Source organism: Lentilactobacillus fungorum, from assembly GCF_016860605.1.
GTDB classification, from domain to species: domain Bacteria; phylum Bacillota; class Bacilli; order Lactobacillales; family Lactobacillaceae; genus Lentilactobacillus; species Lentilactobacillus fungorum.
Genome location: NZ_BNJR01000012.1, coordinates 39,890 through 65,341 on the forward strand (window position 1 = coordinate 39,890; position 25,452 = coordinate 65,341).

The window sequence follows — 25,452 nt, forward strand, 5'->3', positions numbered from 1 at the left end:
GTTAAAATTTGATGATATACTTCACGTAAACATTAATAACCTTGAAGGTGAGAACATGGACCTAGATATATCTGACAAATCATTACCGGTTTTCGCCGCTCTGGACAGTAAAGTTCGGGTTCGAATTATTCAATTACTCTCCAAGCAGCAAATGAACGTTTCTGAAATTTCAAAAGCGATTCATCTGAGCAGCGCAATCACCATTATGCATTTAAATAAACTCGAAGCGGCCCACATTATCAAAACACAGAAAAAAGGGAATCAACGACTTTCTAGTCTACAAATTGATACGATTAACGTGTCTTTCCCCCAGCAGTTATATATTCCCTACGAAAGTTGGGACATTGAGCTGCCAATCGGCCAGTTCACTAACTTTGACGTTCATCCATCCTGTGGTTTGGCGGGCCAGACAGGATTTATTGGTAAAGTAGATAATCCCAGTTACTTCATGGATCCTAAACGATACGAAGCCGGCATGTTATGGTTCTCAAAGGGGTTCGTCGAATATCAGGTTCCCAACTACTTACAACCCAACCAAGAGTTGGAAATGATTGAGTTGTCCATGGAACTTAGCTCGGAGTTTCCATTTTCTAACAACCGTTGGCCATCGGACATCACGGTCAGCCTAGATGGCAAAGAGATCGGCACCTGGACCAGCCCGGGTGATTTCTCGGATATCCGCGGCCGCTATACCCCCAAATGGGTCTATAACGATATGAACCAATATGGCATGCTAAAATCATTCCGATTGTCAAAACACGGCTCATATATAGACGGTCAGCATTCAGCGGACACCCTAATCACAGATTTGGATCCCACTAAAAACGCTTGGACATTAAAAATTGCGGTAAAACCAGACGCGAAGCATGTCGGCGGCTGCACCATCTTTGGCAATAAATTTGGTAATCATGATCAGGGGATTAAGGGAAAATTCTACTTTAGTGATGTCGATGATCATTAATCAGCCGAAAATGATGTTGGGCGTTCTTTTCAACCAAAAGGCATTTTTCTAATTGAGAAACTCTTTAAAATTTGCAATTCACCGTACCCTCCCTATCTTTATTTCGAAAAGTTAATTGGTCTTTGCATCCATACACAAATAGGCATCTACCGTCCGAATTTGGTAGATGCCTATTTGTAACTCTACTGATAATCATTTGCGCCAAAAGGTCTTAGATCACGCAGCTGCTTGATTCAAATATGAGCCTGCTCCGCTTTCAATCGTTTCTCCCAAAAATAAAAGGCAACCACAACTAATGGGCCCAAAAAATCATAGGCCAAGAACAGCCCAATGGCCACAAATAGATTAAACTCACCGAGATGTTCCCCCTTCTGGCGGGCCACCGCTTCTGAAACTGGATATAGGCCTACAAATTTCATTAAGTAGAACTGGCTCGCAAAGGATAGAAGCAACCACCCAAACAAAAAACCAACCTTGGGCGTGAAGCTGCCGTCCGCATTTAAACTGGATACAAGATAAATCCCCACAAGCATCACTGCTTGAAAGAGAATCCTCAGGATATAAACAAATTTGTTCATTTTGAAATTCCTTTCTTAAACTCATTCAACTCACAAAATGAGTGACATCGCTTTCAATATTAGTCTACAGTGAATCAATTGATTAAGTAATCCATAATCTCCCCAGGAATTTATAATAAATCACTAGGGATCTTCTTAAGAAGTCTCATAACGTCAAAAGTGTGTCCCAGCATGTGGTTAGTCGCACAGCTGGGACACACTTTTGACGTTATCTTGCAAAGTAAACTACTATTCTTTATTCAAACATTTTCTTAGTTGCCCTTGCCAAAGTTTTTGGATCCTTATCATACCGCGGATTTTTAACTAACTTAGCCATTGGGATCCCGGCAAAGTGATAGGCGGCAATTTCGCCCGATCGAACGGCACTTTGTTCGGTGAAGACCATCTGGTAGGGTTGTTCGACAAACTCACCGGTAAACGCCAAGTTGGTTGAATGTTCCGGAATGACTTTTGGCCGGTCTGACTTGGCGCGATTGTTGAACAAGGCTGAAGCGTATGGCATGTATACTGGAATGCAATTGACGATGCTATCCATAATAGCCTGCTTTTTGTCCATAATGTTACCCGGTCCTGGGTCAACTTTGGACAACTGGCCGATTAATTCCTCGGCCATTTCCTTACCAGTCATTTTGATGTATTGCTTATCAACAAATTCACCCTTTCGGCGCGGATACAAGAAGTACCCCCAAATAACGGATTCGTTTGGTTTTTGCTCAGTAAAGTGGGGTTGATGGTGAACCACAATCGACATGTTAACGTCTTTAGTGCCCATTGAAGTGATTGGGCTGGTCGAGATAAATGAATTCAAGGCATTGCCGGGAATTTGGGTCGTAATTCTCGTAATTTCATTTAGTAAAACATGATCCTTGGTTGTGAGTGTAAAGCTGGACCACTCACTGGCATTGCGGTCATTGAAGAACTTGTCGGGATTGCCCAAGTTATAGAAATGCTCAGTCGCTTTCTTCCAAAGGCTGGCCGCTGCACCGTAATCCATGTTTTCTGGTGCTGGCGTATCGAAATCACCAAGACTGGCTGAGTCAGTAATTGAACCGTTGGTAAAGATTACTGCCGTGTCGTCATCGACATCAACGTGTTCGCTATCGCCAGTATCCGTGTTTTCCATAGTGAGACCAGTTACCGTAATTTCGTCCTGCATCTGGGTGTTCTTAAAGTCAAAGTCGACCACTCGCCGGTTGAGAATCATTTGAACGCCCTGTTGCTTCAGATAATTAATCAGGGGTAGCATAATGCTTTCGTATTGATTATAGCGGGTCCGGTTAACGCCGACCAAATGTTCAATTTGGGTAAATTCATAAATCATTTGGTGCATATAGCGTCGCAACTCTTGGGTCGAACTCTGAACCCGAAAGGCAAAGGTCGTCTCCCACATATACCAGAAATTAGTCGAGAAGAAATGCGGATCGTCTTTGAAGTAATCGGCGATCGAAATGTTATCGAGTTCGTCTTCCTTTGAGTCGGGCATCAGGATGAGTTTGGTGAGGTACCAGCGGTCTTTGTTATTAAAGCCGAGCTTGCCGCCATCAATAATCCCTTTGCCGCCTTCCATCAGCCGAGCTTTGTCAAATGTCCGGTGCTTAGCATCAAAGTCGCGAGTATCTTCGGCGGCAGTCATGTTGGGTTCTGTCGCTGATGGGATCCGACTTAACAAGTCCATTAAGTCAACGTAGGTTCGATAATTTAGCATCCGGCCGCCGCGAGCAATGAACCCTTTGGTATTAGCCATCGGGTGATTCTTATTCCAATATTCTTCAGCGGCAACACTAGCGGTTGACCCATCGTTGGCCCCATGATCGTCAAGGGCGTAAAAAGTAATTTGATCCCCCCGCCAATGACCTTCTTGAATTAAATAAACCGCCGCGGCCATGTTGGCTAAACCAGCACCAATCATAATTGCTTTACTCTTTGTCATTTAGCTGCCTCCTATTTTAATTATTTTGCTTCATACTCATCATAAAGATGCGATTCGTCTTCAAACCAGCCAATTGATTTTAGAAAATAAACGACGAGGGCGGCAAAACCAATCCCCGCAATAAAAAGTTTTTTGTGTTTCATATGAACCACTCCTGTTCTTACTGGGTCACTAGACAAATATAGTTAACGATAGATTCATGTTACTACTCTAATTGTAATAGAATTATCCAGAAAATAAACGGTTATGGACTGATACATTTTGCTAGTTAATTTTCATGAATTATTTCACAATTAACATCAGGCTTTCATACTTTCAAAGTAAAAGCGAATTCATGAAAAATAATCCTTACAAGAAAATTTTATTTATGGTAATGTAATCAATTGTGTTCACGCTACTTATTTAGAACAGGAGAATTATGTATTTATGGAAAAATCATTAAACCCAAACGAATCCGTTACTCAAAAGAAAAAAGAAGTCGCCGCCAAACCGGTTGCCAAACCATTTTTGGCGATGATCGGGATGTTGATCGGTGGCTTTGTCGGGATGCTTTCTGAAACCTCGCTGAATATTGCCTTACCCAGCTTGATGACTGAGCTACATGTCAGCATTGGCACCATTCAATGGCTGGTAACAGGTTACATGCTGGTAATCGGCATTATCTTACCAATGTCATCTCTGCTTTCACGCTGGTTTTCAACCCGGCAGTTAATTTTATTTGGCCTAATTGACTTTATTGTCGGTGCGGTAATTTCTGCAATGGCGCCCAACTTTGGCATTTTGCTCATTGGCCGAATGATTCAAGGAATCGCCACCGGCCTCATTCTGCCGCTGGTGTTTACAGTTGCCACCCTCATCTTCCCACCTTATAAATTAGGGTCGGCTATGGGCATGATTGGCCTGGTGATTATGTTTGCCCCAGCAATTGGGCCGACCTTAGCTGGGATGATCCTCGGCTTACTTTCGTGGCACTGGATTTTTTGGCTATTCGTGCCGTTTTTATTGATTGGCTTTTATTTAGCTTACCGCTACTTGCCTAATGTCGGTAACGTGACTAAGCCCAAAGTCGACTCGTTTTCAATTTTGCTTTCAGCCCTTGGGTTTGGCGGCCTTGTGACTGCGGCCAGCCTAGCGGGAAATGCTGGCTGGGGATCGCTTGAAGTGATTGGTACCTTGATAATTGCTTTAGTTTTATTAGCTTGGTACATTCGGCGGCAAGTTGTTTCTTCAACGCCGATTTTGAATTTCAACATCTTCGCCAATAAGCAATTCACAACTGGTACTTTGTTAGTGATGCTTAACTTTGCCATCATTCTTTCCTCAATGTATCTGCTGCCAATGTTTTGGCAAAATGGATTGGCAATTCCAGTCGCCTTAACTGGAATTGTGATGCTGCCAGGTGGCGTGATCAACGCCGTCGTATCCGCAAATGCTGGTCGTTTTTCTGATTTGGTCAGCCCTAAATTGCTTATCTTATTAGGCTATGGCACCACTATCATTGGCCTTATTTTATTGATGCTTACCCGGGCAACTTCGCCAATGTGGTACGTGATCATCGGCCATATTGTTGTCATGATTGGCGCTCCGTTAGCCATGTCGCCCTCCCAAACGTTTGGCCTCAGTGCCTTAAACCAAGCAACTTCCAGTGACGGCAGTACGATTATGAACACCTTCCAACAGATTATCGGCGCGGTTGCAACGGCGATCGCTACCAGTCTGTTAGCATTTGGCCAGCAGCTATCAAACGGTGACCATCAAATTGCTTTCACAACTGGCTTTCATGTGGGACTAATGTTTACATTAATTGTTGCAATTGTGGCCTTCCTGGTTGCGTTAACAATTAAAAAACCGCGGCAAACAAATTAAGCCGTTTTAATTCGATGCCCCATGATTGGAAGCAGTCCATATGATAAGCAGTTAGTCGGGTCTTTCCAATGATATTTGAAATCCAGTCGCATTTACTTGATAGTTTTTTATCATTTAGAAGTTACCGAAAAATGAGATAGTTAATCCCACGATAATGACAAGAATCTACCTACTATTTACGTAAAAAAGCCTAAAATGAAATTCTGTCAGCAGTTAACTGTTGGCCGAAATTCCATTTTAGGCTTTTTTCAGACTACCTAATTATTTAAAGTGATTCAAATCAATTTCTCGGAGCTTCTTTGGTCGTAAATAAAAGATCACTAAACCCAAAACGATGATAAAAATAATCAATGATCCTTCATCAATAATGGCGCCACCAGTAGTGGCGGTCGTTTCAACCGTTGTCCCCGATTTTAACGATGCCAGATAATCCCACGCACCGTGCGCGAACATCGAAAGCAAAATTGTTCCAGAACGGACATAGAAGGTAACCAGTAACAGGCCTAACATGATTGCAAATAAAATTTGGTTCATCGTTGTAGAAAACGACTGAAGGAAAAAGTTACTCCCATGCATAAGACCGAATAGCAGTGATGAAATGATAACCGCGGCCCAGATTGTTTTGGCTTTGGAAAGATTTGGAAAGGATTGAAGGAGCTTTGCAAAAATAATCCCCCGAAATATATACTCTTCAAAAAAGCCGGCACCAACTCCTGCTGCAAGCCCTAGTGCAAATGTATGCGCTGAGTGTGGCTGAAACGAAAGGCCAATTACATAAATGGCTAAAATAAGAAAGGGCAGACTAATTAAAGTAAGCTGGCTCAAGCCAACCTGCGGTGCAATCCGAATAGGCTGCTTAATCCAATAATAATTGACCGCCCAAAATACTGGAATGATAATAATATATTGCACCACAATTTGTGGAATTTCTCCCATTCCGACAGCAATTTCAGCTTGATAAATCACAATCAATAAGACCAAAACCGCCACAAATAGTGTGCCGACTTGCCAGAAATTCTGTTTTGCTGATGAATTCAATTCAATCACATCCTCTAAAAAACGATAGTTAATCATGCAACTATTTCTAGCATCCACTGATGCCAATTCGGGAACAGAACTCATTATTGATAACTAATAATAAAATTGCAAGTAACTCGACCTAAAATTGGCTCCAGCAAGTAACCAAAACCAATCCGGTTACTCGCTGGAGCCAATTGTCAACAGCTCACCTTAAGGTACATTGCAATGCTGTGTGGAGCCAGAATGATGGCACCGTTATCGTTGCAATCTCCCTGCAAAGAGACAAATATCGTCTAAGTTCGTTTGCACCCAGAAAATGAATTCTCAATTCCAGCCACGTCTTTCTAGCTGATTCATTCAACAATTAGCCGATTAATCTTAGCAATTGCCTTTCGATATTCAGCCAAAATGTCATCGGTTTGCTGAGCCGCCATTTCTTGTCGAAGCTGGTTATCTAATTGATCCACAACCTTTTGATCATATTTTCGCACCACTTCACCAATCGCATACGCTGCCGTTGCCCGAATCATCGGCCGTGGATCTTCTTTCATGACCGCCAACAACTTAGGAGTCGCCGATTGATCACGCAAATTAGCCAGTGCAATGATCGCATTGCGCTGGAGGGGCTTTTTCCCCCGCCATGAGCCAGCCATTGCGCCAAACCGATCTTTGAACTCGCGGTTACTCATTGTCAGCATCGGTAATAATTCTGGCCGGACTTTTTCAGCATCCGGTTCCATTTCTGGATGCAAATGAAAATCTTTACCCTTGTTAAAGGGGCACACCTGTTGGCAAATATCACAGCCATAAATGACATTGCGAATCTTGGGGCGAAATTCCGCGTTCATCATGCCTTTGGTTTGGGTCTGATACGACAAACAGCGTTGCGCATTCATTCGGCCATCCCCCAGCAAGGCTTTGACGGGACAAGCGTCAATACATCGGGTACAGTCCCCACACTGGCAAGGAATTGGTGAATCCGGGGCAATTTTTAAATTAGTGATAATTTCACCCAAGTAAACATAAGAGCCGTACTCCTGAGTGATCAAGAGGCCGTTTTTGCCAATAAAGCCCAAACCAGCCCGGTTAGCCACCGCGACGTCAACCAATTCACCAGTATCGACCATCGGTTTAAACCGGGCGTCATCGCTAGCTATCGCTTGGATTTCGTCAATTAACCGGTTCATTTTTGCCCGCAGAACATGGTGATAGTCTTCGCCCCAAGATGCCCGGGCAAATTGACCCCGTTTAAATCTTGTTCGCGGCGGCCGGCTTTTTAAACGGCTCGGATAAGCCAAAGCGATGGCGATAATTGACTGGGGCTGGTCAAAAATCAGGCCTGGGTTGAGCCGTTCGTCAATGTTTGGGTGTTCGAAACCACTAGTATGGCCCGCCGCTTTTTGCGCCACTAAACTTTCTCGTAGCGATTCAAAATTATCGGCTGTCGTAAACCCAATTTTATCAATCCCAATTCGCTGGCTGATCGTGATAATTTGTTGTTTAAGGTCTTCTGCACTTGAGATAGCGAATCGCCCCTCTCGTTTGATATACCTGAATATTACCACAACCATGTGATCACTGTCACAGCCCTTTTGCTTTTCTATTTGGTTAATCCGCTTATAATAACGGTCGTAGATAACACCAGCATCCAACATGAGGATTTTTAAATGAAAACATTACGGCTTGTTTTAATCAGCTTACTTATCGCGCTGACTGGATTACTAAGCAGTTGCGCCACCAAATCAAGCGTTTCAATTAACGCCAGCCAGTCGACGCCGACTTTGTTTTTTCACGGCTATGGCAGCAGCTACCACGCTGAAAACCACATGGTTCAAGCAGCGGTCAAGGCGGGCGTTACCAAAGCAATCATTCGCGCAGACGTTTCTTCTACCGGCCGAGTGACGTTGATCGGCCGATTTTCCCCAACCGACCGCTATCCCATCGTTGAAGTCAATTATTTGAACCCCCGTAACCCCAACTATCAAGCGGATGGGCAATGGGCCAAAAACGTGATCGTCAAACTGCAACGCCAGTACCATATCAAACGGTTTAATACAGTCGCTCATTCGATGGGCAATATGGCCGTTGCTTACTACCTACTGGCAAATGCTAAAAACAAACAACTCCCCCGGCTGCAAAAACAGGTCACGATTGCCGGCCACTTCAACGGTATTTTAGGAATGGATGATCAACCCAACCGGATGAAATTAAGGGCCGACGGCGAACCCACCAAACTCAATCACCATTATCGAGAACTATTAGCCCTCCGACATTTTAGTGCCTTAAAATCCTTACAGGTATTAAACATTTACGGCGATAAAAATGACGGCTCCCACTCGGATGGCGACGTTAGCAACGCTTCTTCCAAATCACTTAGATACTTACTTCCTCAAGTAAAGTCCTATCAAGAACGACGAATTGTCGGCCCAAATGCCCAACATAGTAAGCTCCACGATAATCCGCAGGTGAACAGACTGTTGATTCGATTTTTATGGGGAAAATAAAAAGTGCAAGCATCAGGCAGCTCACCAATTATTCCGAGTTTTGAAATAATTAGTCATTTAGAATCAACTTTAGACATACCAGACTTACTGACCCCGGCAAATTATTTAACGAGTTCAACATAATTCCGGGTATACTTCACATGATATTGCCCATATTTCCCCGTGATTTTGACATGGTTAAACTTGCCAGAACGGGTATGGAACTTCATCAAGATGTGATTTTTTGTCGGCCGTGATCTCAAGTTAATCACCATTTTTCCTGAAAGATGCCCATTCCCCATCACGTTCAGTAACTGGTTGCCATCAAGTTGAAGCACGCCGTCTTTTCCTTGGGTGTAATTGCCATTCACATTTACCGCCTTAGCGGCCAGCCGCAATGTACCATCAGCCAGTTTCAAGCTTCCAGAACCCAGTGCGTGCTGATTGGCAGCGGTAACTGTCCCCCGCCTGATTAAGGTACCGCCCTTATATGAGTTGGCCCCTTCCAAAGTTAGCTTGCCAGTTCCCTTCTTAATCAGGCTACCAGAACCTGAAATCCGATTGCGCCAAATATCGCTAGCATTAAATCCCCCTCGTTTGGCATCCATGTTAACCGTCGTATTGCCAAGCAGACTGCCAAAGCCAGCGCCTGCTTTAAACAAATCCAATCGGCCCCAGCCTTCAGGATCTTGGCCCATTGGATAACCCGATTTGAAGCCGGTTGTGTAAAGCACTTCGCGGCGTTGGGTCGCATTGAGATATGGGAACCGCGTTTGGAGTAACACTTCAGCCCCCTTTGGCACCCGCATCCTTTGAGTTGACGAAAAGATTGGCTTGTAACCATAGGTCATCCTGTATTCAAAGTTCTTCAAATTGGTTTGGTAGTTCTTGTAGTCATCCTTTGATTTGGTGACTTTTGAATGTAGCAAAACACTTTGGGCATTTTGGTAAGCCTTCTTAGCAATCTCTTTGTTTTGTGGATTGTTCAAAACAGATGCCGCCACGGCGGTTCCAAGAATTCGGCCACCCATGACTGCTAGTGGCGAATGCCTCCCTACTAGAATACGGTCATAGCCAACCTCAGAGGAGCGGGTAACGAGTTGTTGAAAGCGTTCGGGAAAGGCGTAAGCCATCGATAACCCAGTTTCCCACGCTTGGGTGGTATGGCCGCTCGGAAAATCATAGTCGTCTTGTGGCGTCGCGTCAAAGGCAGCTTTTAAATATGGATTGACCTGTACCCGTGGATCTTGCCGGAACGGTCGAATGTATTTGTAATACTTTTTGGCGTTTCCAGATGAGGAGTAGTACCAAAGTGCCGTGGTGTCAACTAAATTAACCATATCACCAAGTTGCGATTTTTCATCCGCCCAGACAATCCCCGACGATGGATCATCCTTCGTATCGGCAGGCAATTCACTGGTTGGTAAATTATAAAATAGCGTCTTTGCGTTGGCATCCTCGATGAAAGGTTCGGCATAGCCCCCCAGCCCACGAATCATATCATAGGGACTGTCCTGGCGATCGGTGATGTATGAGCGAAGTTGTTCTGCTGACGTGAGATTTTTGGAAATGTTGATTGATTTATCAATATTTTCTTGGAGAATCTGGGGGTTCAACTTGGTACCGTCTGACCGCCAATATTTGGCGAAGGTATTGGTGAATAGTGCAGTAGCGGGGTTGCTTTCCGGCGTGGTATTTTCTTTGCGGTTTAGTAAGTATTGGTCCACGTAGTAGCCATAATCAGCCTTATGAGGTGCTAAGAGTTTTTCAATCTTTGCTTGAGATTGCGTTTTGGCTTGCGTGGTGTCTTGATTGGTTAGTAGTACTGAGCTAGATATAACGAAGGTGAAAGAACTGAGTATTAGGTTTACTAACAACGCGTGTTTATTGCGCATAAAATTACCCCTCCCAATGTATGATGTGTGGAACACAAGATTCCCACATGATTTAAGATACATTGAGAGGGTAAATTTTTTGTTTATAGATGGTAAAGACTAGGTAAAATTCAATGATTGAATCATCATACTTTAATATTTACAAACAGACTCATAATGCGAAACCCGAAGAAGCCCGAATGTCATTCATCCTATTTAGTGTTTAGAACATTTCAGTAAGCAGTCCATGGATTGGCTCTCTAAAGAATTGAAAACATCCGGGTTGTTTCTAACAATTACCGTTCCGCTGTCTTCGAGACATTCCGGCTTTTATCAGCCACCATCTGCTTAATTGCCTTCATTGCGGCCGCTAACGCTTCATCGCTGGCCGCATAACTAATCCGAATGTAGTCGTTATCACCAAACGGATCACCTGGCATCAAGCCGATGTGATATTCTTTGGCCAACGTTTTCACAAACTGCCAACTGTCCATGTGTAAGGCTGCTGGAATCTTGGCGAAGACGTAGAAGGCCCCACCTGGATGAACAACGTCAAAACCGGCCGCCGTCATATGGGTTACCACATAGTCGCGCCGTTTTTGATATTCGGCCTTCATCACCGCGGCATCGTTTTGGCCATGGGTTAAAGCTTCAACGGCGGCATATTGAACCAATGAAGCGGCTGCCGTGACGGTATATTGATGGGTTTTAGCGATTTCATCAATAAAAGGATGCGGGCCAAACACGAGTCCCAGTCGCCAGCCAGTCATTGCATGTGATTTTGATAACCCATTTGTAATGATCGTCTGTTCTGGCAAATACTTTGAAATGGTGTAGTGATCCTGTCCATAAGTTAATTCACCATAGATCTCATCACTGATTACCCAAATATGGTTGTCCTTTAATACCGGTGCCAAAGCCGCAATCTGATCCTGCGTATAAGCAACCCCGGTTGGATTATTCGGGTCAGTCAAAATCAGGCCACGAATAGTTGATTCCGGATGATCGGCAATCGCCTTTTGTACCTTTTCGGGGGTTAAGACGAAGCCAGAGTCACTGGTATCAATAAAAATCGGTTTAAGTTGATTCAACGTTAATAACGCTCCATAAAGCGGATAAGCCGGTGTTGGAATAATGACCGCATCGCCTGGCTTAAACAACGTTTTGACCGTTGACGCTAATGCTTCAGTTGCCCCCACGGAAACGACAATTTCATCAGCCGAATAGTGATAACCAAACTTATCACGATAATAAGTTGAAGCCGCTTGTCGCAACTCCTCAAATCCCCAGTAATAGGGATAATGTGAGCAATTGGTCGTGATCGCTTTCACCGCGGCTGCTTTAATATGTTCCGGCACGTCAAAGTTGGGCTCACCTAAGGTCAACTTGATGATATCCGGATCAACACTAATATCATGATCAAACTTTCGCATAGCAGACGGTTTAACGTGTAAGACGCTTGGATTAATATTGTCTAATTCCATATAATAGTCCCTCCGCGGAGTACAAATTTGATACTGTCAATAAGTAACATTCATCACAAATTTCCAGTAAAGATTATGATTAATCATATATCATATTTGTAAGAAGTCAATGAGAATCAGAATGATATTTGCATAAAAATAATATTATGTATGGAAAAATGTCCTTAAATCAGCAATTTATCATTAAAAATAGGTTATAAATTCACATTCAAATCACATCTAAAATCACAAGATCATTTTAAAGTCCGCTCTCAACGTTTCTATTTTGAAGAATTCCCTGAGAAAGTTGCAACGCTGAGCTGATTGCCACGATACGTTGCCCAATAAACGTCTTTAACATCGTGAATCCCTTGTTTTTCCAGTTCCCGTTTTAACCAACTATCGTCTTTCTCCATGATATCCAATACATCGGGATCCACCTGGCCGTCAACAATAACCGGATAACGGATGCTGCCTTCCCCACGATTTAAGACGGTTAGCGACCCATTTTGTTCAACAATCGCCCGCTTAACTTGGCTCAAATCATAGACGCCAGCGGTTCGCAATTTAAAGTCAACATCCTTTGCAGATAAGTTGGCCTTTAAGCAATTTTCGACTAGTATTTCACCATTTCGAACAATCGTAATCGGCTCGCCCTCGATAAATTTGCCAAACCAATGAATATGCGTCTTCAAATAACGTGTCACCATGATTAGTAACGCCCACAAAAGTAAAATGACCAGAAATTGAGCCATTGTGATTGCTGGATTATAAATCACCCCGCCAATAATGCCACCGAGGACATAGTTTTGCAGCTGATCCATCGCCGAAGTTGGTGCTAAATTGCCTTTACCAGTAACATTAATCAACACTGTAATGAATAAAAAACCAACGATTAACTTTAGTAACACGTCAGTATAGGTAAACATCAAAATCCCCCCTTAATGGTAACCTTGCTTGGATCATGCAAGCTGACTTTTTCCAAGATAAACTGAGTCCCATCGGCATTATAATCAATTCGGTAGAAGCCTTTAGGCGTCCTAATCATTAAGTTGGCATTTTGACTGGTCGAATTAATGCTAACCCGTCTTGGCGCGACTTTAAGCCGGGCTGCCGATTCTTTGACCACCGCCGTGATTTGACCGGTCTGCTTGGTAGCCGACTGCATCGCGCTAAAGTCATTATATTGCATCGCTAAGATCAACAGTAGAAGCGTGCCAACAATAATACTTAGATCCTTATATTTAACGTCTAATTGGTTTCGGAGATAGTGAATCATAAAAATCATAAAAACAATCACGAGAATACTGATAATGATGACCCGGGCGTATTGCCAATTTCCTTGAGACGTGTGTAGGTAATTATAGGTATAAAATGTCATGTTATTTTCATCCCCACTTGTTGATTTTAATTCGGGCTCTCCTCTGCCAATTCATTTGAATAAATCAGCAACCGTTGGGCATAACTTGGATGGTCAAAGTTTTCATTTACAACCGCTTTGAGCTGAGTCAAATCATCGGTAATAATGCCATCTACATTAATGAACAGCATCCGAACCATATCATCTTGGTCGTCAACGGTCCAAGCATCAACCTGCTGATGACGGCTATGGGCTTGGTCAACGAATTGTTCATTGAGCGTAGTTTCTTCCACCGTGTAAGCATTGGCTTTAGTTTCTGGAAACGAAAAGTTATACGGCAAAATATAGCTGACAAACAGCTTAGGAGCCCGTTTCTTAAGCCCACTAACCACGTGGTAATCCAATGAGTGAATCCGGTCATGATCGGCAAGCAGGCGTCTTTCGTAGCGGTGAATAAACAGTGAAAGCATATTATGACTGTCGTGGCTGGTGGTTTTTATCTCTACCAATAACTTTTGGTGATCCCGTTCGGCGGCGCTTAAATAGTCGTCAAAACTGGCAACGTGAGCTGAATGCCCATTTTCATGAACTACCAGTCGTTTGAGCTGAGTTAACGTTAACTGATACGGGGCCGCGTCAACGCCGGCTAACTTTTCCAAATTTTCATCATGCATAACGACAAACTGATGGTCCTTTGTTTCATGGATATCCATCTCAACGTAGTCCGGCCTTTCTCGGCTAGTTTTATTTAACGCGGGAATCGTATTTTGAACGCCATTGCCATCATCGACGCCGCGATGTGAAATCATCAGCGGCTTGTCTAATAAGCTGCCTTGCAGATAAACAACGTTAAACACCGCGGTGCCCGCTAAGAATAGTAGAATCAAAGTTGTCGCCATCACGCGGCGACTGATTTTTTGGCGATGGGATAAGCCAATTCGTTGCGGTCGGCTGGGGTGTTCTCGATTCAAAGCGACTGACGTTAACATTAAAATGAATACAACGACACTAAACGCGGCAACCAACCGCTGCCAAATCGTTAACACGCCCATGTTAATAACAGCCCCAGTAAGGGCTATTTCTTTTGACTGTTTATCTAGAAAAGTCTGAATCAAGTATAGGCCATACGAAAGTAGCACTGTTGACAACAAGTTGATCGCCCCTAAAACCAGCAAGCGCCAAAAATACTGCCAAGATTTTCGTCGAGTCATTTGCCAGCTTTTCTTCGCTGCCGCAAAGCCGGTTTGGCCACTTAAAATCATTAATGGCAAAACTTGGATTAATCGAATGCCTAAGTAATACGCAATCACTGCTAGTAGCCCCAACAGCCCCGCAATCCAGAGGTTTTGTTCCAAATCGTTGAGAATAAAAATCGGAATCGACACTTTCGCTAACAATGGTGAATTTAGGTAAGCAAAGGAAAACGGTAGAATTAAAATGAAATAGCCTAAGAAAAAAAGAAAGCTGCCAACCCGAAGGCGAAACAGATTGCGAATCGCATCCCCCGCCACCTGCCAAAGGCTGCGATTTTGATGCCAAGCAATGTTATCAATACCATAAAGTAAAAACGCAAACTGCCAGAAAACCAATGCCAAAAGTACCAATAATAGGCCAATCAGCTCAATAACCGCCAATGGTTTTTGCGTAAGCAGCCAACTGACATTGGTATAAGAAAGATAGGGCACTTGATTTGTGCGCAAAATAAGCCCAGTTGCATACTCTAGCAGCGGCACGATTAGACCACTTAAGATCACGTTCATGATAATAACCAAAGTTACGTATGCGCCCCAGCTTTTAAAGAATCCCCGAATCGATTGCCGTAGCATTGGCTTGCCGATCATCACTGTCATCCCCCTTTTGAACTAAATGAGCATTTTTATCATAACATAGTCATTGCTAATTGAATGACAAGACGATAGACCGGGTCTGGGCAGCCGAGCGGAATCGTGCTCCGTGAAGCAGCCGCTAACAATATAAGCGTCTCACCCCCAAAATCCAAAACAGTGCGTATTCTAGGCAACCGAGCGGAAATGCGCTCCGTGAAGCAGCCGCTAACAATATAAGCGTTTCAGCCATAAAAGCCAAAACCGGGATTTTATGTTTTGGGCAGCCGAGCGGAATCGTGCTCCGAGAAGCAGCTGCTAACAATATAAGCGTCTCACCCCCAAAATCCAAAACAGTGGGTATTCTAGGCAACCGAGTGGAAATGCGCTCCGTGAAGCAGCCGCTAACAATATAAGCGCCGCCCCCATAAAATCCAAAACCGGGATTTTATGGGGGCGGCGCTTATATTACCGCGGCTAACCGCTTCACTCCGCGCTCTTATTTTACACACTTCTCCTCTTAAACACCACATAACTAATTGCCATGAAGATCGCCGTATAAATCAAACTTCCCCAGACCATTTCCGGCGTTGATAGCAAGGTCATTTTGTGATATGAGTTGTCCACAATTTGGCTTGGTAAATTCATCATGTTTAACGGATTCCACTTGAGCCAATCCCACTTTTGCATTAGGACGAACATCAAACCAGATACCATACTAAGAGCAAAATAGCCAATAATTCCGATTGAAATAGCAGCGGCCGTACTCTTAAACACATTTGCCAGCAGCAACACCAAACTTAGAATCAGCCAAACTGACAAAAACGCGCCCACCATTCCTAATACTTGAGTCTCAACGATGCTATGGTTGTTCGCATAAGTATCGCTTAACTTAAATTTACTATTGTATAAAATGACTTTTAAAATTAGTGAATAAACAAACGTTAATACAAAGAAGTAGATGGAGTAAACCAGCATTGTAATCCACTTGCTAACCAATATTTCGCCTCGGTAGTACTTTCGATAAAGTAACTCTTTAATGGTGCCATACTGAAATTCCATGGCAATAATTGAGCTACATGCCGCGATCATGAATAATACGACCCAGTTTTCGCCAGTATACATTGACACAAACATATCCTTGGGTCCCCAATACTTGGGATTGGTTTTACTCAAAACCCCAAAGATTGTCATAATAATTAATAACACGACCGATACGGCCGGCGTACTTTTTTTATGAAGCAGTTTGTACATCTCTTGCTTTACTAAGGTGACCATTTTACGACTCCTTTACTTTGTCATTCTTCAGCAATTCCAACAATGATGTTTCCAAATCACTGTGAATGTGTTGCACATCATCGATATCAATTCCGTTGTCAGACAACAATTTAATGATATCAGCCATCTTCGTATCGGCTTTTTCAGTGATATTAACATTATCGGCATCGTTGAGTTCGTACCCATTTTGGCTTAAGACATCCTTAGCCTTAGCATCATCTGACGTCTTCAAGACCAAGAGCTTCTTACCACCGTTTTCCAGTGCCGCCATGCTTTGGGTATAGACAATTTGCCCCTTGTCGATGACGACTAGATCATCAATCAACTTTTCCAATTCACTTAGGATATGACTGGAAATCAAAAAGGTCGTGCCCTGTTTTGCCAAATCCAAAATCAAGGTTCGCAAGTCTTTGTTAGCTTGAGGGTCTAATCCATTCATCGGTTCGTCTAAGATCACAAACTTCGGTCGATTGACAAGTGCCAGTGCAATTCCTAATTTTTGCTTCATCCCTAACGAATACGACTTTGCTTTTTGGTTAATATAGCCCGTCATCTTCATCCGATCAACGGTTTCATCGATTTGATCTTGAGTGGTGGATTCCTTTGCAAACAATTTTAAGTGCTGCATCCCGCTTAAGAATGGATAAATGCCCGGGTATTCAATTAGCGCGCCTACCTTATCCATTGCCTTATGGCTGGTTGGTGAAACTGGATCACCATCAATGGTAATAGTGCCGCTTGCGTAATTAAACAAGCCTAAAACAGCTTTCATAATGGTGGATTTACCGGCCCCATTAGGCCCAACCAGCCCAACAATATGTCCACTTTGAACTGAAAACGAAACATCTTTCAAGACGTGCTTTGAACCAAAGCTCTTGTTAAGATGTTCAACATTTAAAATTGTATCTGCCATGTGTTCCTCCTATTGGATGATGGTCTAAATATAAGCAGTTAATTATTATCTTATATTCTTTTAAACAATTATTCGTTAGGATAACATAAATGCCGGTAACTTTACAACACCCCATTTCTAATCATTAGGGTCAGAATGTAGTAATATAGTTGTAGGGGAAGTATCACGCACGACTTGAAAAAAGTGAGGTAATTCAATTCATGACAAAGGCACTCATCGTTGTAACAAACAATCCAAAATTTGAAAAGCTCTATAAAGCAACGGGCATTTGGCTGCAAGAAGTGGCGCATTTTAACAAGGTCATGCAGGATAACGACATTGACGTTGATTACGTCAGCCCACAAGGCGGTTATGTACCAATCGATCCACTTAGTCTAGCTCCCGACGCGATGGACCCGGTTGACTGGGAATTTTATTTGGATAATGACTTTCGAAATCAGCATTTAGCTAAATCCTTGAGTCCTCAAGAGATTCAGCCGACTGATTATCAAGTCGTTTACTTTGCCGGCGGTCACGGTGCGATGACTGATTTTCCCGAAAATAAGGAGTTAGCCAGCATTGCGCTTACAATTTACAATAATGATGGCATTATTGCTGCCAACTGCATTGGCGTCTCTGCTTTATTGGCAATCAAATTAGTGGATGGTCACCGCTTCGTCAACGGCCGCAAATTAACCAGCTTTACCAACGACGAAGAAGCGCTAAACGGCTTAACTAACGACGTTAAGTTTCTGCCTGAAGATGAGCTTAAAAAAGCCGGTGCTCACTTCGAAAAAGAAGAAGCCTTTAAGTCCCACGTGGTTGTTGATGGCCGCTTAATTACCGGCCAAAATGCCAATTCAGCAACCGCTGTTGGTGAAGCAGTCATTAAGGGACTATTGAAGTGAGCGGAGCAAAGCGCTTAGAAAGCGCCAGATAGGCTAGGCGTTTCACGGCCGTCGGAGCCTAAGTTGACTTGGCCAGAAATCCCGGGCTTGGATTTTTGACCAAGTCTGCTTAGGTGTAACTTTCTGCTTTGCGTAGCTGTCCTAAGAAAAGTGAGCGAAGCCAGGCGATTAGAAAGTGCCAGGTAGGCTAGGCGTTTCATGGCCGTCGGAATATAAGTCTCTTTATAGGAAATTCCCAAGCTTAGAATTTTTTACAAAGATGCTTAGACGCAGATCCCTGCTTACACGCAGCTATCCAAAACAGCCAGGAGGGGTCACCATAAACATTTGGAGTGATTCTTTACTATACATATTAATTGCCACAGCGATCATCAGCGTTGGCTTATTTGGTTTACTGAAATCAACGTGGGTGCGGCAGCGTTATTATCGATTGACACTAAAAGTTTTACTGACTTTTTGTGGACTAGCCGCAAACGGCCTTGGCGTTGTCTTTTTGATCCAACCTTTTTATCGCTTTATCGATTCGCTTCTAGTTGGGCTGATTGGCATTGGCTTAGGAACTTTCTGGCTGATCGTTGCGTTTTTTGAATTTCTACGACCATGACTTAACAAAAAAAGCCGCTGACCACTTGTAATCGGGGAGATCAAGTAGTCAGCGGCTAAAGCCATTGTTAATTATCGCACGAGGAGTGCTTCACTAAAACCGATATTTCCAAAACACAAAATTAAGCGTTAATCAGATGTTGATGTTAAGGAGTAGATGTAGCAGCGGTTTGAAAGTATTACAAAAGATCCATATCGTTTTGTGAAGTTTAAATAGTAATGGCTACGATTTATTCTACTCAATTCATTCCCATTTGTCTAGTGAAAATGATTAAAAATTAATCAGCTTTTAGTGCTTTTAATTATTAATTTCCTTATTATTCGGCAGTTAGCAACGGCTGTTTTTAAGTGATTTTTATATATCATGCTAAATACCCCTTGACAGGTTTCAATTCTCGTTCCATAATTCTAAATCGTAACAATTACTATTTAGAGTAAAAATGGGAGGTCTTTCATTGAAAATTAACTTTTCACTTCTATGCGCCGTCTTGATGATCCCCATGATTTTTTTCGTGCCAATTATCTATACCCAAGCCTTTCCGAGCCGCCATACGGAAAAACATTTGGTTGAGATGATCATTGCTTTATTAACTGGCATTTTATGTTGGATCTTTTTTGGTTATTTTGAATCCTTTCAAGTCGGTTCTGGAAATGCGCTGCCAATTATTAGTCAAACGTTTAGTCCGGTCATGTTTGTGCAACTTGATTTCTTTTTATATGCGTTAGTTATGTTTACCGGCACTGCTATTACCAAACATTCTTGGAATTTCTTTTTGATCTTTGTGCCCGTTTGGACACTGCTCGTTTATGCTCCCATCGCAAATATGATGTGGTCAAAAACCGGTTACTTGGCCCAATTAGGGGCGCTGGATTTTTCAGGCGGCTTAGTCGTTCATTTAACCGCAGGCCTCACCAGCCTGATGATCGCCTTTTCAATTAGGCGGCCGCCCAATGACGAACGTTCAACCAATCCGACATTAGAATATATCGCAATTCTTTTTGTCATTACTGGTTGGTTTGGCTTCAACCTTGCACCAGCTGGAAGCTTTCAAAATTACGGTAATTTAATTGTCACCAACACTTTGATCGCAATCATCGCGGCAACATTCGGTTGGCTCATCCCATTGGCCGATCATGATCAACCCATCAAGCTAAACGACGTCGTCAACGGCATCCTAGTTGGCCTAGTCACTAGCACGGCCGCCGTTGGCTATGTTTCGCCGCTCTCAATTGGCATCATTACGCTTTTAAGTGGCCTTATCTGTCATTTGGCAACTGATTTAATGAACCGAACAAATCGATTCTACGATGCCGTTGATTCCTTTACGATTAACGGTGTCGGGGGATTAATTGGCACCCTAGGTCTTATCTTTTTGGCCGATACTAAGGTCAACCCTAGTGGTGCCAACGGCTTATTATATGGTGATTTTCATTTCGCTAAAATCGAATTGATTGCCATCGTCATTATTTCAGTCATGACAATCTTGGGTGCTGCGCTTAGTTTGTTGGCTACTAATATTTTGTCACTCAGAAAGGATTGAGCAAGTTATGTCATCACACGTCTCAGTTGCCATTATCGGTGCCGGTGCTGCCGGAATTGGCTTTGGCGCAACTTTAAAATCATACGGTTTCCAAGATTTCGTCATTTTAGAAAAGGGGGAAATTGGCGATAGTTTTCTAAATTGGAATCCTGAAACCCGTTTAATCTCACCATCATTTACGACCAATGGGTTTGGCTTTCCAGACCTAAACGCTATTATACCAGACACTTCGCCAGCTTATAGTGAAGGCAATGAACATCTATTCGGTAAAGAATATGCCCATTATCTCACTCAGATCGCTAAAAAAGCCGCCTTGCCAATTAAAACTCATACGGAAGTCGAAATGATTCGGCTTCTGGCTAACGAATCATACGAATTGACCTTAGCCAATGATACGTCGCTTTCTGCTGACTATATTTTTGTCGCAATTGGCGATTATCCTTATCCATACACACCCAATATTCCGGGAGCTGCCTATGGCATTCATTATGCCAACCTTAAAGATTACGATCAATTGTCAGCAAAAGGCCCCCAATTAATCATTGGTGGTAACGAAGCCGCCTTTGATGTCGCAATTCATCTCGCCAAACGAAAAATCCCCAGCGTTTTATTTGCGAATGAAAGTGCCGCCAATTCAAACAACCCTGATCCAAGTAAACGGCTTTCAACCTACACAGCAGCTGGTTACCAGAAGTATCGATCCTATATTCGTTTGAATGATAATAAAACAATTTTAGCGATTAATAAGACTGATCATGAATATCGGCTCTTATTTAGAGATGGTACTTTAACCAAAACTAACAAACGACCAATCTTTGCAACCGGTTTTGCCTGCTATCAAAGCCCACTAGTCGCCAATTTGTTCATTAACTATGGTGACCGTCCATTACTAAAGGACAATGACGAATCAACCATTTCGCCAAATGTCTTTTTGTTGGGCCCTCAAGTGCAGCATGGTAACGTCTTATTATGCTACATTTATAAATACCGCCAGCGCTTCGCTCCTTTAGCAGAAGTCATTTTGCAGCGAGTCGGTATTGAAATCAATCCCGAAATTTCTAGAAAATATCAGCGAAACGGAATGTATTTAAAGGACTACTCAGCTTGTGACGTAAACTGCTAATAGCTTTTATGAAAGAGGGCTGACCACAGCGACAAATTGTCGCTTGATGGTCAGCTCTTTTTGCACAATCATATAAAAAGAGTCGATTATCATGTTAAAATACGAGTTAATATCTATGCTTATTTAAATTAGATGATTATTATTTTAAGCTTAGGAAGTGTCAATATGACAGAAGAAATTAATCCCCGCTTCTTCCAGCTGACCCGGGCATTAAATCACCCCGTTAGAATTCAAATTTTAAATTATTTAATGAAACATCAAAAAAGTAACGTTAACAGTATTGTTGCCATTGTTAACGTTTCTCAACCAGCCGTTTCAAGGCATTTACGAATCCTCTTAGACGCCTACCTCGTCATTGGCCATCAAGTTGGCAAAGAAAAAATTTATCAGCTAGCTGATACACACGTTGAGAAGATTCTTGAACTTCTTAATCAACACGTTAGAGAAATCAAGTGAAAACATTTGAATATCGTATCAAGATATGTTTATATGTAGATGTAGCGATGTTGTTCAGTTTTTTATAGGAGGAATGTAATATGGCAGATCCAAAAGCAGAAGTTAACCCAAACCACGTTCATAGTTTACATTGTGGTCACACAAAGATTCTTCATCACGATCACATCGACTTTGTGGAAGCAAACGGCCATCTCCATCATAAACACGAAGACCATTGGGACGAATGTCGAATTGAAGTTTCAGAGCAAAATCCCGATGGTGAACATCCAGTAGAAGGCGAAATTCATAATCAATATTGTGGTCACGAACAAGTTCCGCATGGTGACCACATGGACTATTTAGTAAATGGCAGACTTCAACACGTTCATGGCGATCATGTTGATGACCACGGTCCAGTTGATATTGTCAGCTAATAATTAATCATCGAACCAAGGGCTTTTCCCAAGGTTTTCAAATATAATAAATCGCGCTACTATTCCTTTTGAGAATAATAGCGCGATTTTTTCTAACGACTAATTACTATTTATTTGCGTTTATTTGCGGTTGGCTCCCTGTTCTTCAATCTCTTCCAAACTGCGGCCCTTAGTTTCTGGCACGCAAGCTTTGATGAACCAAACACCCAGCAGGCAAATCACCCCAAAAATCGCAAAGACCGCATCTTGAGGCATATTGGCCGTCATGATCGGGAATAACAGTCCAACGGCAAATGACCCAATCCAGTTAGCAGAAGAAGCCGCACCGGATGCCCGGCCCCGAATTGCTAACGGGAAGACCTCGCCGATAATGACCCAAGTCAAAGGTGCCCAAGTAAATGAATAAGCAGCCACGTAAAGGCTTAAGAAGGCAACAATCATCATTGGACTTGCATTTGGCATCAACATATTAATCACTGTGGGCAAAATGAAGGATAGGCCCATCACCGTGCCACCCAAGATGAGTAAAGTCTTTCGCTTAAATTTATCGGCAATGGCTAAGAAAACTAGTGAGCCAACTACTAGCAGAATTCCTTGGATAATTGGCCACATCAATGCCGAACTAGCCGCTTTACCAGTCGCCTTTTCAACAATCAATGGAATATAGTAGAAAATTGCGTTGGCTCCTTGGAATTGTTGGAAGGCCGCAACGCCAATTCCAGCAATTGCCAAGTAACGATACTTGCCACTGAAAACAGTTCCCCAAGAAGTCGCCTTGGAGACATTCTTTTCTTCGGCTGCCGTTTCTTGAATTTGAGCTAATTCCGTATCAATTTCGTCATCATTATCACGGATATAACCCAAAACCCGGCGCGCGTCATCGATACGCTGACTTTTAACCAAGAACCGGGGTGATTCAGGCAATCGAGAGACCCCAAAGAACAAAATGAGAGCTGGTACCGCTGCTAGGCCAAGCATGAGTCGCCAAGCCAAGTTCTCTGGCAAGTCCTTTAAAACAAAGTCCATCACGTATGACAATAACATCCCCGATACGATCATCGTTTGGTTAATCCCAGTGAGCCGCCCGCGCAGTTTGGCGGGAGCCATTTCGGACATATAAGCCGGTACCAAGGCGGAAGAGGCGCCGACTGCAAGCCCTAAGAAGACCCGCACAGCAATTAGGTAATACTGGCCGTCGTTAGGCGAAATTGCTGATAAGATTGAACCAATCATAAAGACAATCGCCGATAATAGAATCATCTTTTTTCTACCAAGCTTATCAGAAAGCTGGCCGGCAATTGCGCCGCCAAAGATGGCTCCTAACATGACTGCTGATGTAATCCAACCGACGATCGTTGCGTTATTTTGTAAGCCCCAATCGGTCTGTAAAAATGGCAAGGCGCCAGTCATAACCCCAATATCGTAACCAAACAGAATGCCACCAAATGAGCCAAAGAAGTAGATAAATCTGCTTGAGATCTTCTTTTCTTTCGTGATAACCTTTTCCATTGTCAATCTCCTTATCTTAAATCAGTGAGCGGAGCCAGGCGCTTAGAAACTGGAACATAAGGCTCCTCAGACGGAAATTCCCGGGCTTGGAATTTTTGGCTGAGGTGCTTATGTGGAAGTTTCTGCCTGGCGCAGCTGTCCTACAATCAGTGAGCGGAGCAAAGCGGTTAACAATCGGAGCGTAAGTCTCCTTCGAGGAAAATTCCCGGTTCTGGGATTTTTTTCGAAGGTGCTTACGCGTAGATTGTTGCTTTACGCAGCTGTCCTATCATCCATGCTTCCCGTTTCGACAAAGTTGAAAGGGGTTGCATAACAAATCAAACAAATTCTTAAATCATAACTTATACTAACATCAGTTACAAAACGCTAATATAACAACGCTTACATTGATTAGAACAAATTAGTATTTGAAATAGCCACTAACCCTGCAGCGCTTACAAGGTGATATATTAAAGCATTTATCCGTACAAATCAACTATAAACTTTATTAACCTTACAAATAAATTTAAAGTAAGCGCAAAAAAGCCTTCGCTTCAACATTTGAAGCGAAGGACATTTTTTACTAATATTAAAATCAATTTTACTTAAATTAAACGATTTGTTATCAATATCCGCTATATGATTATCAGTCAAACATCATTACTCAGATTTTTGAATACTCCCAGCAATATCGTCTTTTGAAAAGTCGTGAGTCATATACGCCTCATTATTAACCGGCAGATGTTGTTCTAATGTATCAAACAGCTGATAAGTGACCTCACCTTTTACCAAGCGAAAATCAAGTACATGCCCGCCATATTGATGATCGGCTGAAAGGAAATGATGGTGGAAGCCACCAACCGCGGCGCCATTAAACAATTGCGGCGAATAGTAGCTGAGAAGGGTCCCATCAACTTGATCCCGCGTAAAAATGCTTTGATTTTTTGCGGTTTCAGCTAATGTTGCATAGGGCCGCTTCGATTTAGCAACTGCTCGCGTCTTGACATTTGCAAAGGTCCCCGTAATTTTAAGCGAGAAGAAGGTGTTTTCAGCCCGGCTTAGTGCTTGCATTTGTTGATTCAAATCATCTTGGTCAACGTTTTCTAATTCTGCCAGTGGCGAATAACGAGCAAAATGAGCGTTGGCAAACGGTAGCGTAAAGTCGTCATCAACAATTATGACTTTGCCAGTTGAATCGACTTGATAGGGCTTGCCATCAAGAATAATCAGTTCACCGTCTAATCCTTCACCGGTGCCAATCCCGGTGTCACCGTGTTTTAAAAGATCGCCCATTGTAATCGTGCCGTCAAGTAATCCTGGGACCAGTAAGGCTAACGTTCCATGTTGATACAGTGTCGTATAATTTACCATTATGAAGACTTCCTTAGTGTC

General features: G+C 42.8%; 23 protein-coding genes. 9 read left to right on the forward strand and 14 right to left on the reverse strand.

Features of this window, described 5'->3' with window-relative positions; all coding sequences use genetic code 11:
- Window positions 1-55: 55 nt before the first annotated feature.
- Window positions 56-961, forward strand: a complete 906-nt coding sequence (locus tag YK48G_RS05920; protein WP_203629799.1) for an ArsR/SmtB family transcription factor — start codon at window positions 56-58, stop codon at window positions 959-961.
- A gap of 233 nt (window positions 962-1,194) precedes the next feature.
- Here YK48G_RS05920 and YK48G_RS05925 read toward each other — a convergent pair whose 3' ends face one another.
- From YK48G_RS05925 to YK48G_RS13605, 3 genes are all read right to left on the reverse strand, one after another.
- Window positions 1,195-1,539 carry a hypothetical protein gene (locus tag YK48G_RS05925; protein ID WP_203629800.1) on the reverse strand — a complete coding sequence of 115 codons (345 nt, stop codon included), beginning with the start codon at window positions 1,537-1,539 and terminating at the stop codon, window positions 1,195-1,197.
- Between the two features lie 235 nt (window positions 1,540-1,774).
- Window positions 1,775-3,469 carry an oleate hydratase gene (locus YK48G_RS05930; protein ID WP_203629801.1) on the reverse strand — a complete coding sequence of 565 codons (1,695 nt, stop codon included), beginning with the start codon at window positions 3,467-3,469 and terminating at the stop codon, window positions 1,775-1,777.
- Between the two features lie 20 nt (window positions 3,470-3,489).
- Window positions 3,490-3,612, reverse strand: coding sequence for a hypothetical protein (locus YK48G_RS13605; protein WP_284692018.1), 123 nt, complete (start codon window positions 3,610-3,612; stop codon window positions 3,490-3,492).
- Between the two features lie 283 nt (window positions 3,613-3,895).
- On the opposite strand from YK48G_RS13605, the gene YK48G_RS05935 reads away from it, so the two are divergent.
- Window positions 3,896-5,335 (forward strand): DHA2 family efflux MFS transporter permease subunit, encoded by a 1,440-nt coding sequence (locus YK48G_RS05935; RefSeq protein ID WP_203629802.1) that lies wholly within the window; start codon window positions 3,896-3,898, stop codon window positions 5,333-5,335.
- 261 nt (window positions 5,336-5,596) lie between these two features.
- Here the strand turns inward: YK48G_RS05935 and YK48G_RS05940 are convergent, their stop codons facing one another.
- A complete protein-coding gene (locus YK48G_RS05940) occupies window positions 5,597-6,373 on the reverse strand; it encodes a CPBP family intramembrane glutamic endopeptidase (protein ID WP_232365296.1) in 777 nt (258 codons plus the stop codon).
- Window positions 6,374-6,708: 335 nt separating this feature from the next.
- The gene (queG, locus tag YK48G_RS05945) at window positions 6,709-7,926 is read right to left on the reverse strand and encodes a tRNA epoxyqueuosine(34) reductase QueG (RefSeq protein ID WP_203630083.1); all 1,218 of its coding nucleotides are present in this window, start codon (window positions 7,924-7,926) and stop codon (window positions 6,709-6,711) included.
- A gap of 96 nt (window positions 7,927-8,022) precedes the next feature.
- On the opposite strand from queG, the gene YK48G_RS05950 reads away from it, so the two are divergent.
- A complete protein-coding gene (locus YK48G_RS05950) occupies window positions 8,023-8,859 on the forward strand; it encodes an alpha/beta hydrolase (protein WP_203629804.1) in 837 nt (278 codons plus the stop codon).
- A 101-nt stretch (window positions 8,860-8,960) separates the two neighbouring features.
- Here the strand turns inward: YK48G_RS05950 and YK48G_RS05955 are convergent, their stop codons facing one another.
- From YK48G_RS05955 to YK48G_RS05985, 7 genes are all read right to left on the reverse strand, one after another.
- Window positions 8,961-10,733, reverse strand: coding sequence for a phosphatase PAP2 family protein (locus YK48G_RS05955; protein WP_203629805.1), 1,773 nt, complete (start codon window positions 10,731-10,733; stop codon window positions 8,961-8,963).
- Window positions 10,734-11,008: 275 nt separating this feature from the next.
- Window positions 11,009-12,196 carry an aminotransferase class I/II-fold pyridoxal phosphate-dependent enzyme gene (locus YK48G_RS05960; RefSeq protein ID WP_203629806.1) on the reverse strand — a complete coding sequence of 396 codons (1,188 nt, stop codon included), beginning with the start codon at window positions 12,194-12,196 and terminating at the stop codon, window positions 11,009-11,011.
- Between the two features lie 260 nt (window positions 12,197-12,456).
- Window positions 12,457-13,104: a DUF421 domain-containing protein gene (locus YK48G_RS05965; protein WP_203629807.1), complete on the reverse strand. Its 648-nt coding sequence runs from the start codon at window positions 13,102-13,104 to the stop codon at window positions 12,457-12,459.
- Window positions 13,104-13,556 carry a DUF3290 domain-containing protein gene (locus tag YK48G_RS05970; protein ID WP_203629808.1) on the reverse strand — a complete coding sequence of 151 codons (453 nt, stop codon included), beginning with the start codon at window positions 13,554-13,556 and terminating at the stop codon, window positions 13,104-13,106. Before YK48G_RS05970 ends, YK48G_RS05965 begins: the two co-directional genes overlap by 1 nt.
- A gap of 26 nt (window positions 13,557-13,582) precedes the next feature.
- Window positions 13,583-15,376: a glycerophosphoryl diester phosphodiesterase membrane domain-containing protein gene (locus YK48G_RS05975; RefSeq protein ID WP_203630084.1), complete on the reverse strand. Its 1,794-nt coding sequence runs from the start codon at window positions 15,374-15,376 to the stop codon at window positions 13,583-13,585.
- Window positions 15,377-15,862: 486 nt separating this feature from the next.
- Window positions 15,863-16,636: an ABC transporter permease gene (locus YK48G_RS05980; RefSeq protein WP_203629809.1), complete on the reverse strand. Its 774-nt coding sequence runs from the start codon at window positions 16,634-16,636 to the stop codon at window positions 15,863-15,865.
- A gap of 1 nt (window position 16,637) precedes the next feature.
- Window positions 16,638-17,549: an ABC transporter ATP-binding protein gene (locus tag YK48G_RS05985; protein ID WP_203629810.1), complete on the reverse strand. Its 912-nt coding sequence runs from the start codon at window positions 17,547-17,549 to the stop codon at window positions 16,638-16,640.
- 200 nt (window positions 17,550-17,749) lie between these two features.
- Between YK48G_RS05985 and YK48G_RS05990 the strand changes: the two genes are divergently transcribed.
- From YK48G_RS05990 to YK48G_RS06015, 6 genes are all read left to right on the forward strand, one after another.
- Entirely contained in the window at window positions 17,750-18,436 is a 687-nt protein-coding gene (locus YK48G_RS05990; protein WP_203629811.1) for a type 1 glutamine amidotransferase domain-containing protein, read from the forward strand.
- 430 nt (window positions 18,437-18,866) lie between these two features.
- Complete coding sequence (locus YK48G_RS05995) at window positions 18,867-19,040, forward strand: hypothetical protein (protein ID WP_203629812.1); 174 nt, start codon at window positions 18,867-18,869, stop codon at window positions 19,038-19,040.
- 454 nt (window positions 19,041-19,494) lie between these two features.
- Complete coding sequence (locus YK48G_RS06000) at window positions 19,495-20,580, forward strand: ammonium transporter family protein (protein ID WP_203629813.1); 1,086 nt, start codon at window positions 19,495-19,497, stop codon at window positions 20,578-20,580.
- 7 nt (window positions 20,581-20,587) lie between these two features.
- A complete protein-coding gene (locus YK48G_RS06005; RefSeq protein ID WP_203629814.1) occupies window positions 20,588-21,703 on the forward strand; it encodes an NAD(P)/FAD-dependent oxidoreductase in 1,116 nt (371 codons plus the stop codon).
- Between the two features lie 165 nt (window positions 21,704-21,868).
- A complete protein-coding gene (locus YK48G_RS06010; RefSeq protein ID WP_232365297.1) occupies window positions 21,869-22,159 on the forward strand; it encodes an ArsR/SmtB family transcription factor in 291 nt (96 codons plus the stop codon).
- Window positions 22,160-22,239: 80 nt separating this feature from the next.
- Window positions 22,240-22,572: a hypothetical protein gene (locus YK48G_RS06015; protein WP_203629815.1), complete on the forward strand. Its 333-nt coding sequence runs from the start codon at window positions 22,240-22,242 to the stop codon at window positions 22,570-22,572.
- Between the two features lie 120 nt (window positions 22,573-22,692).
- Here YK48G_RS06015 and YK48G_RS06020 read toward each other — a convergent pair whose 3' ends face one another.
- Complete coding sequence (locus tag YK48G_RS06020) at window positions 22,693-24,081, reverse strand: sugar porter family MFS transporter (RefSeq protein ID WP_203629816.1); 1,389 nt, start codon at window positions 24,079-24,081, stop codon at window positions 22,693-22,695.
- A gap of 639 nt (window positions 24,082-24,720) precedes the next feature.
- Window positions 24,721-25,431, reverse strand: coding sequence for an acetolactate decarboxylase (gene budA / locus YK48G_RS06025; RefSeq protein WP_203629817.1), 711 nt, complete (start codon window positions 25,429-25,431; stop codon window positions 24,721-24,723).
- Between the last annotated feature and the right edge of the window lie 21 nt (window positions 25,432-25,452).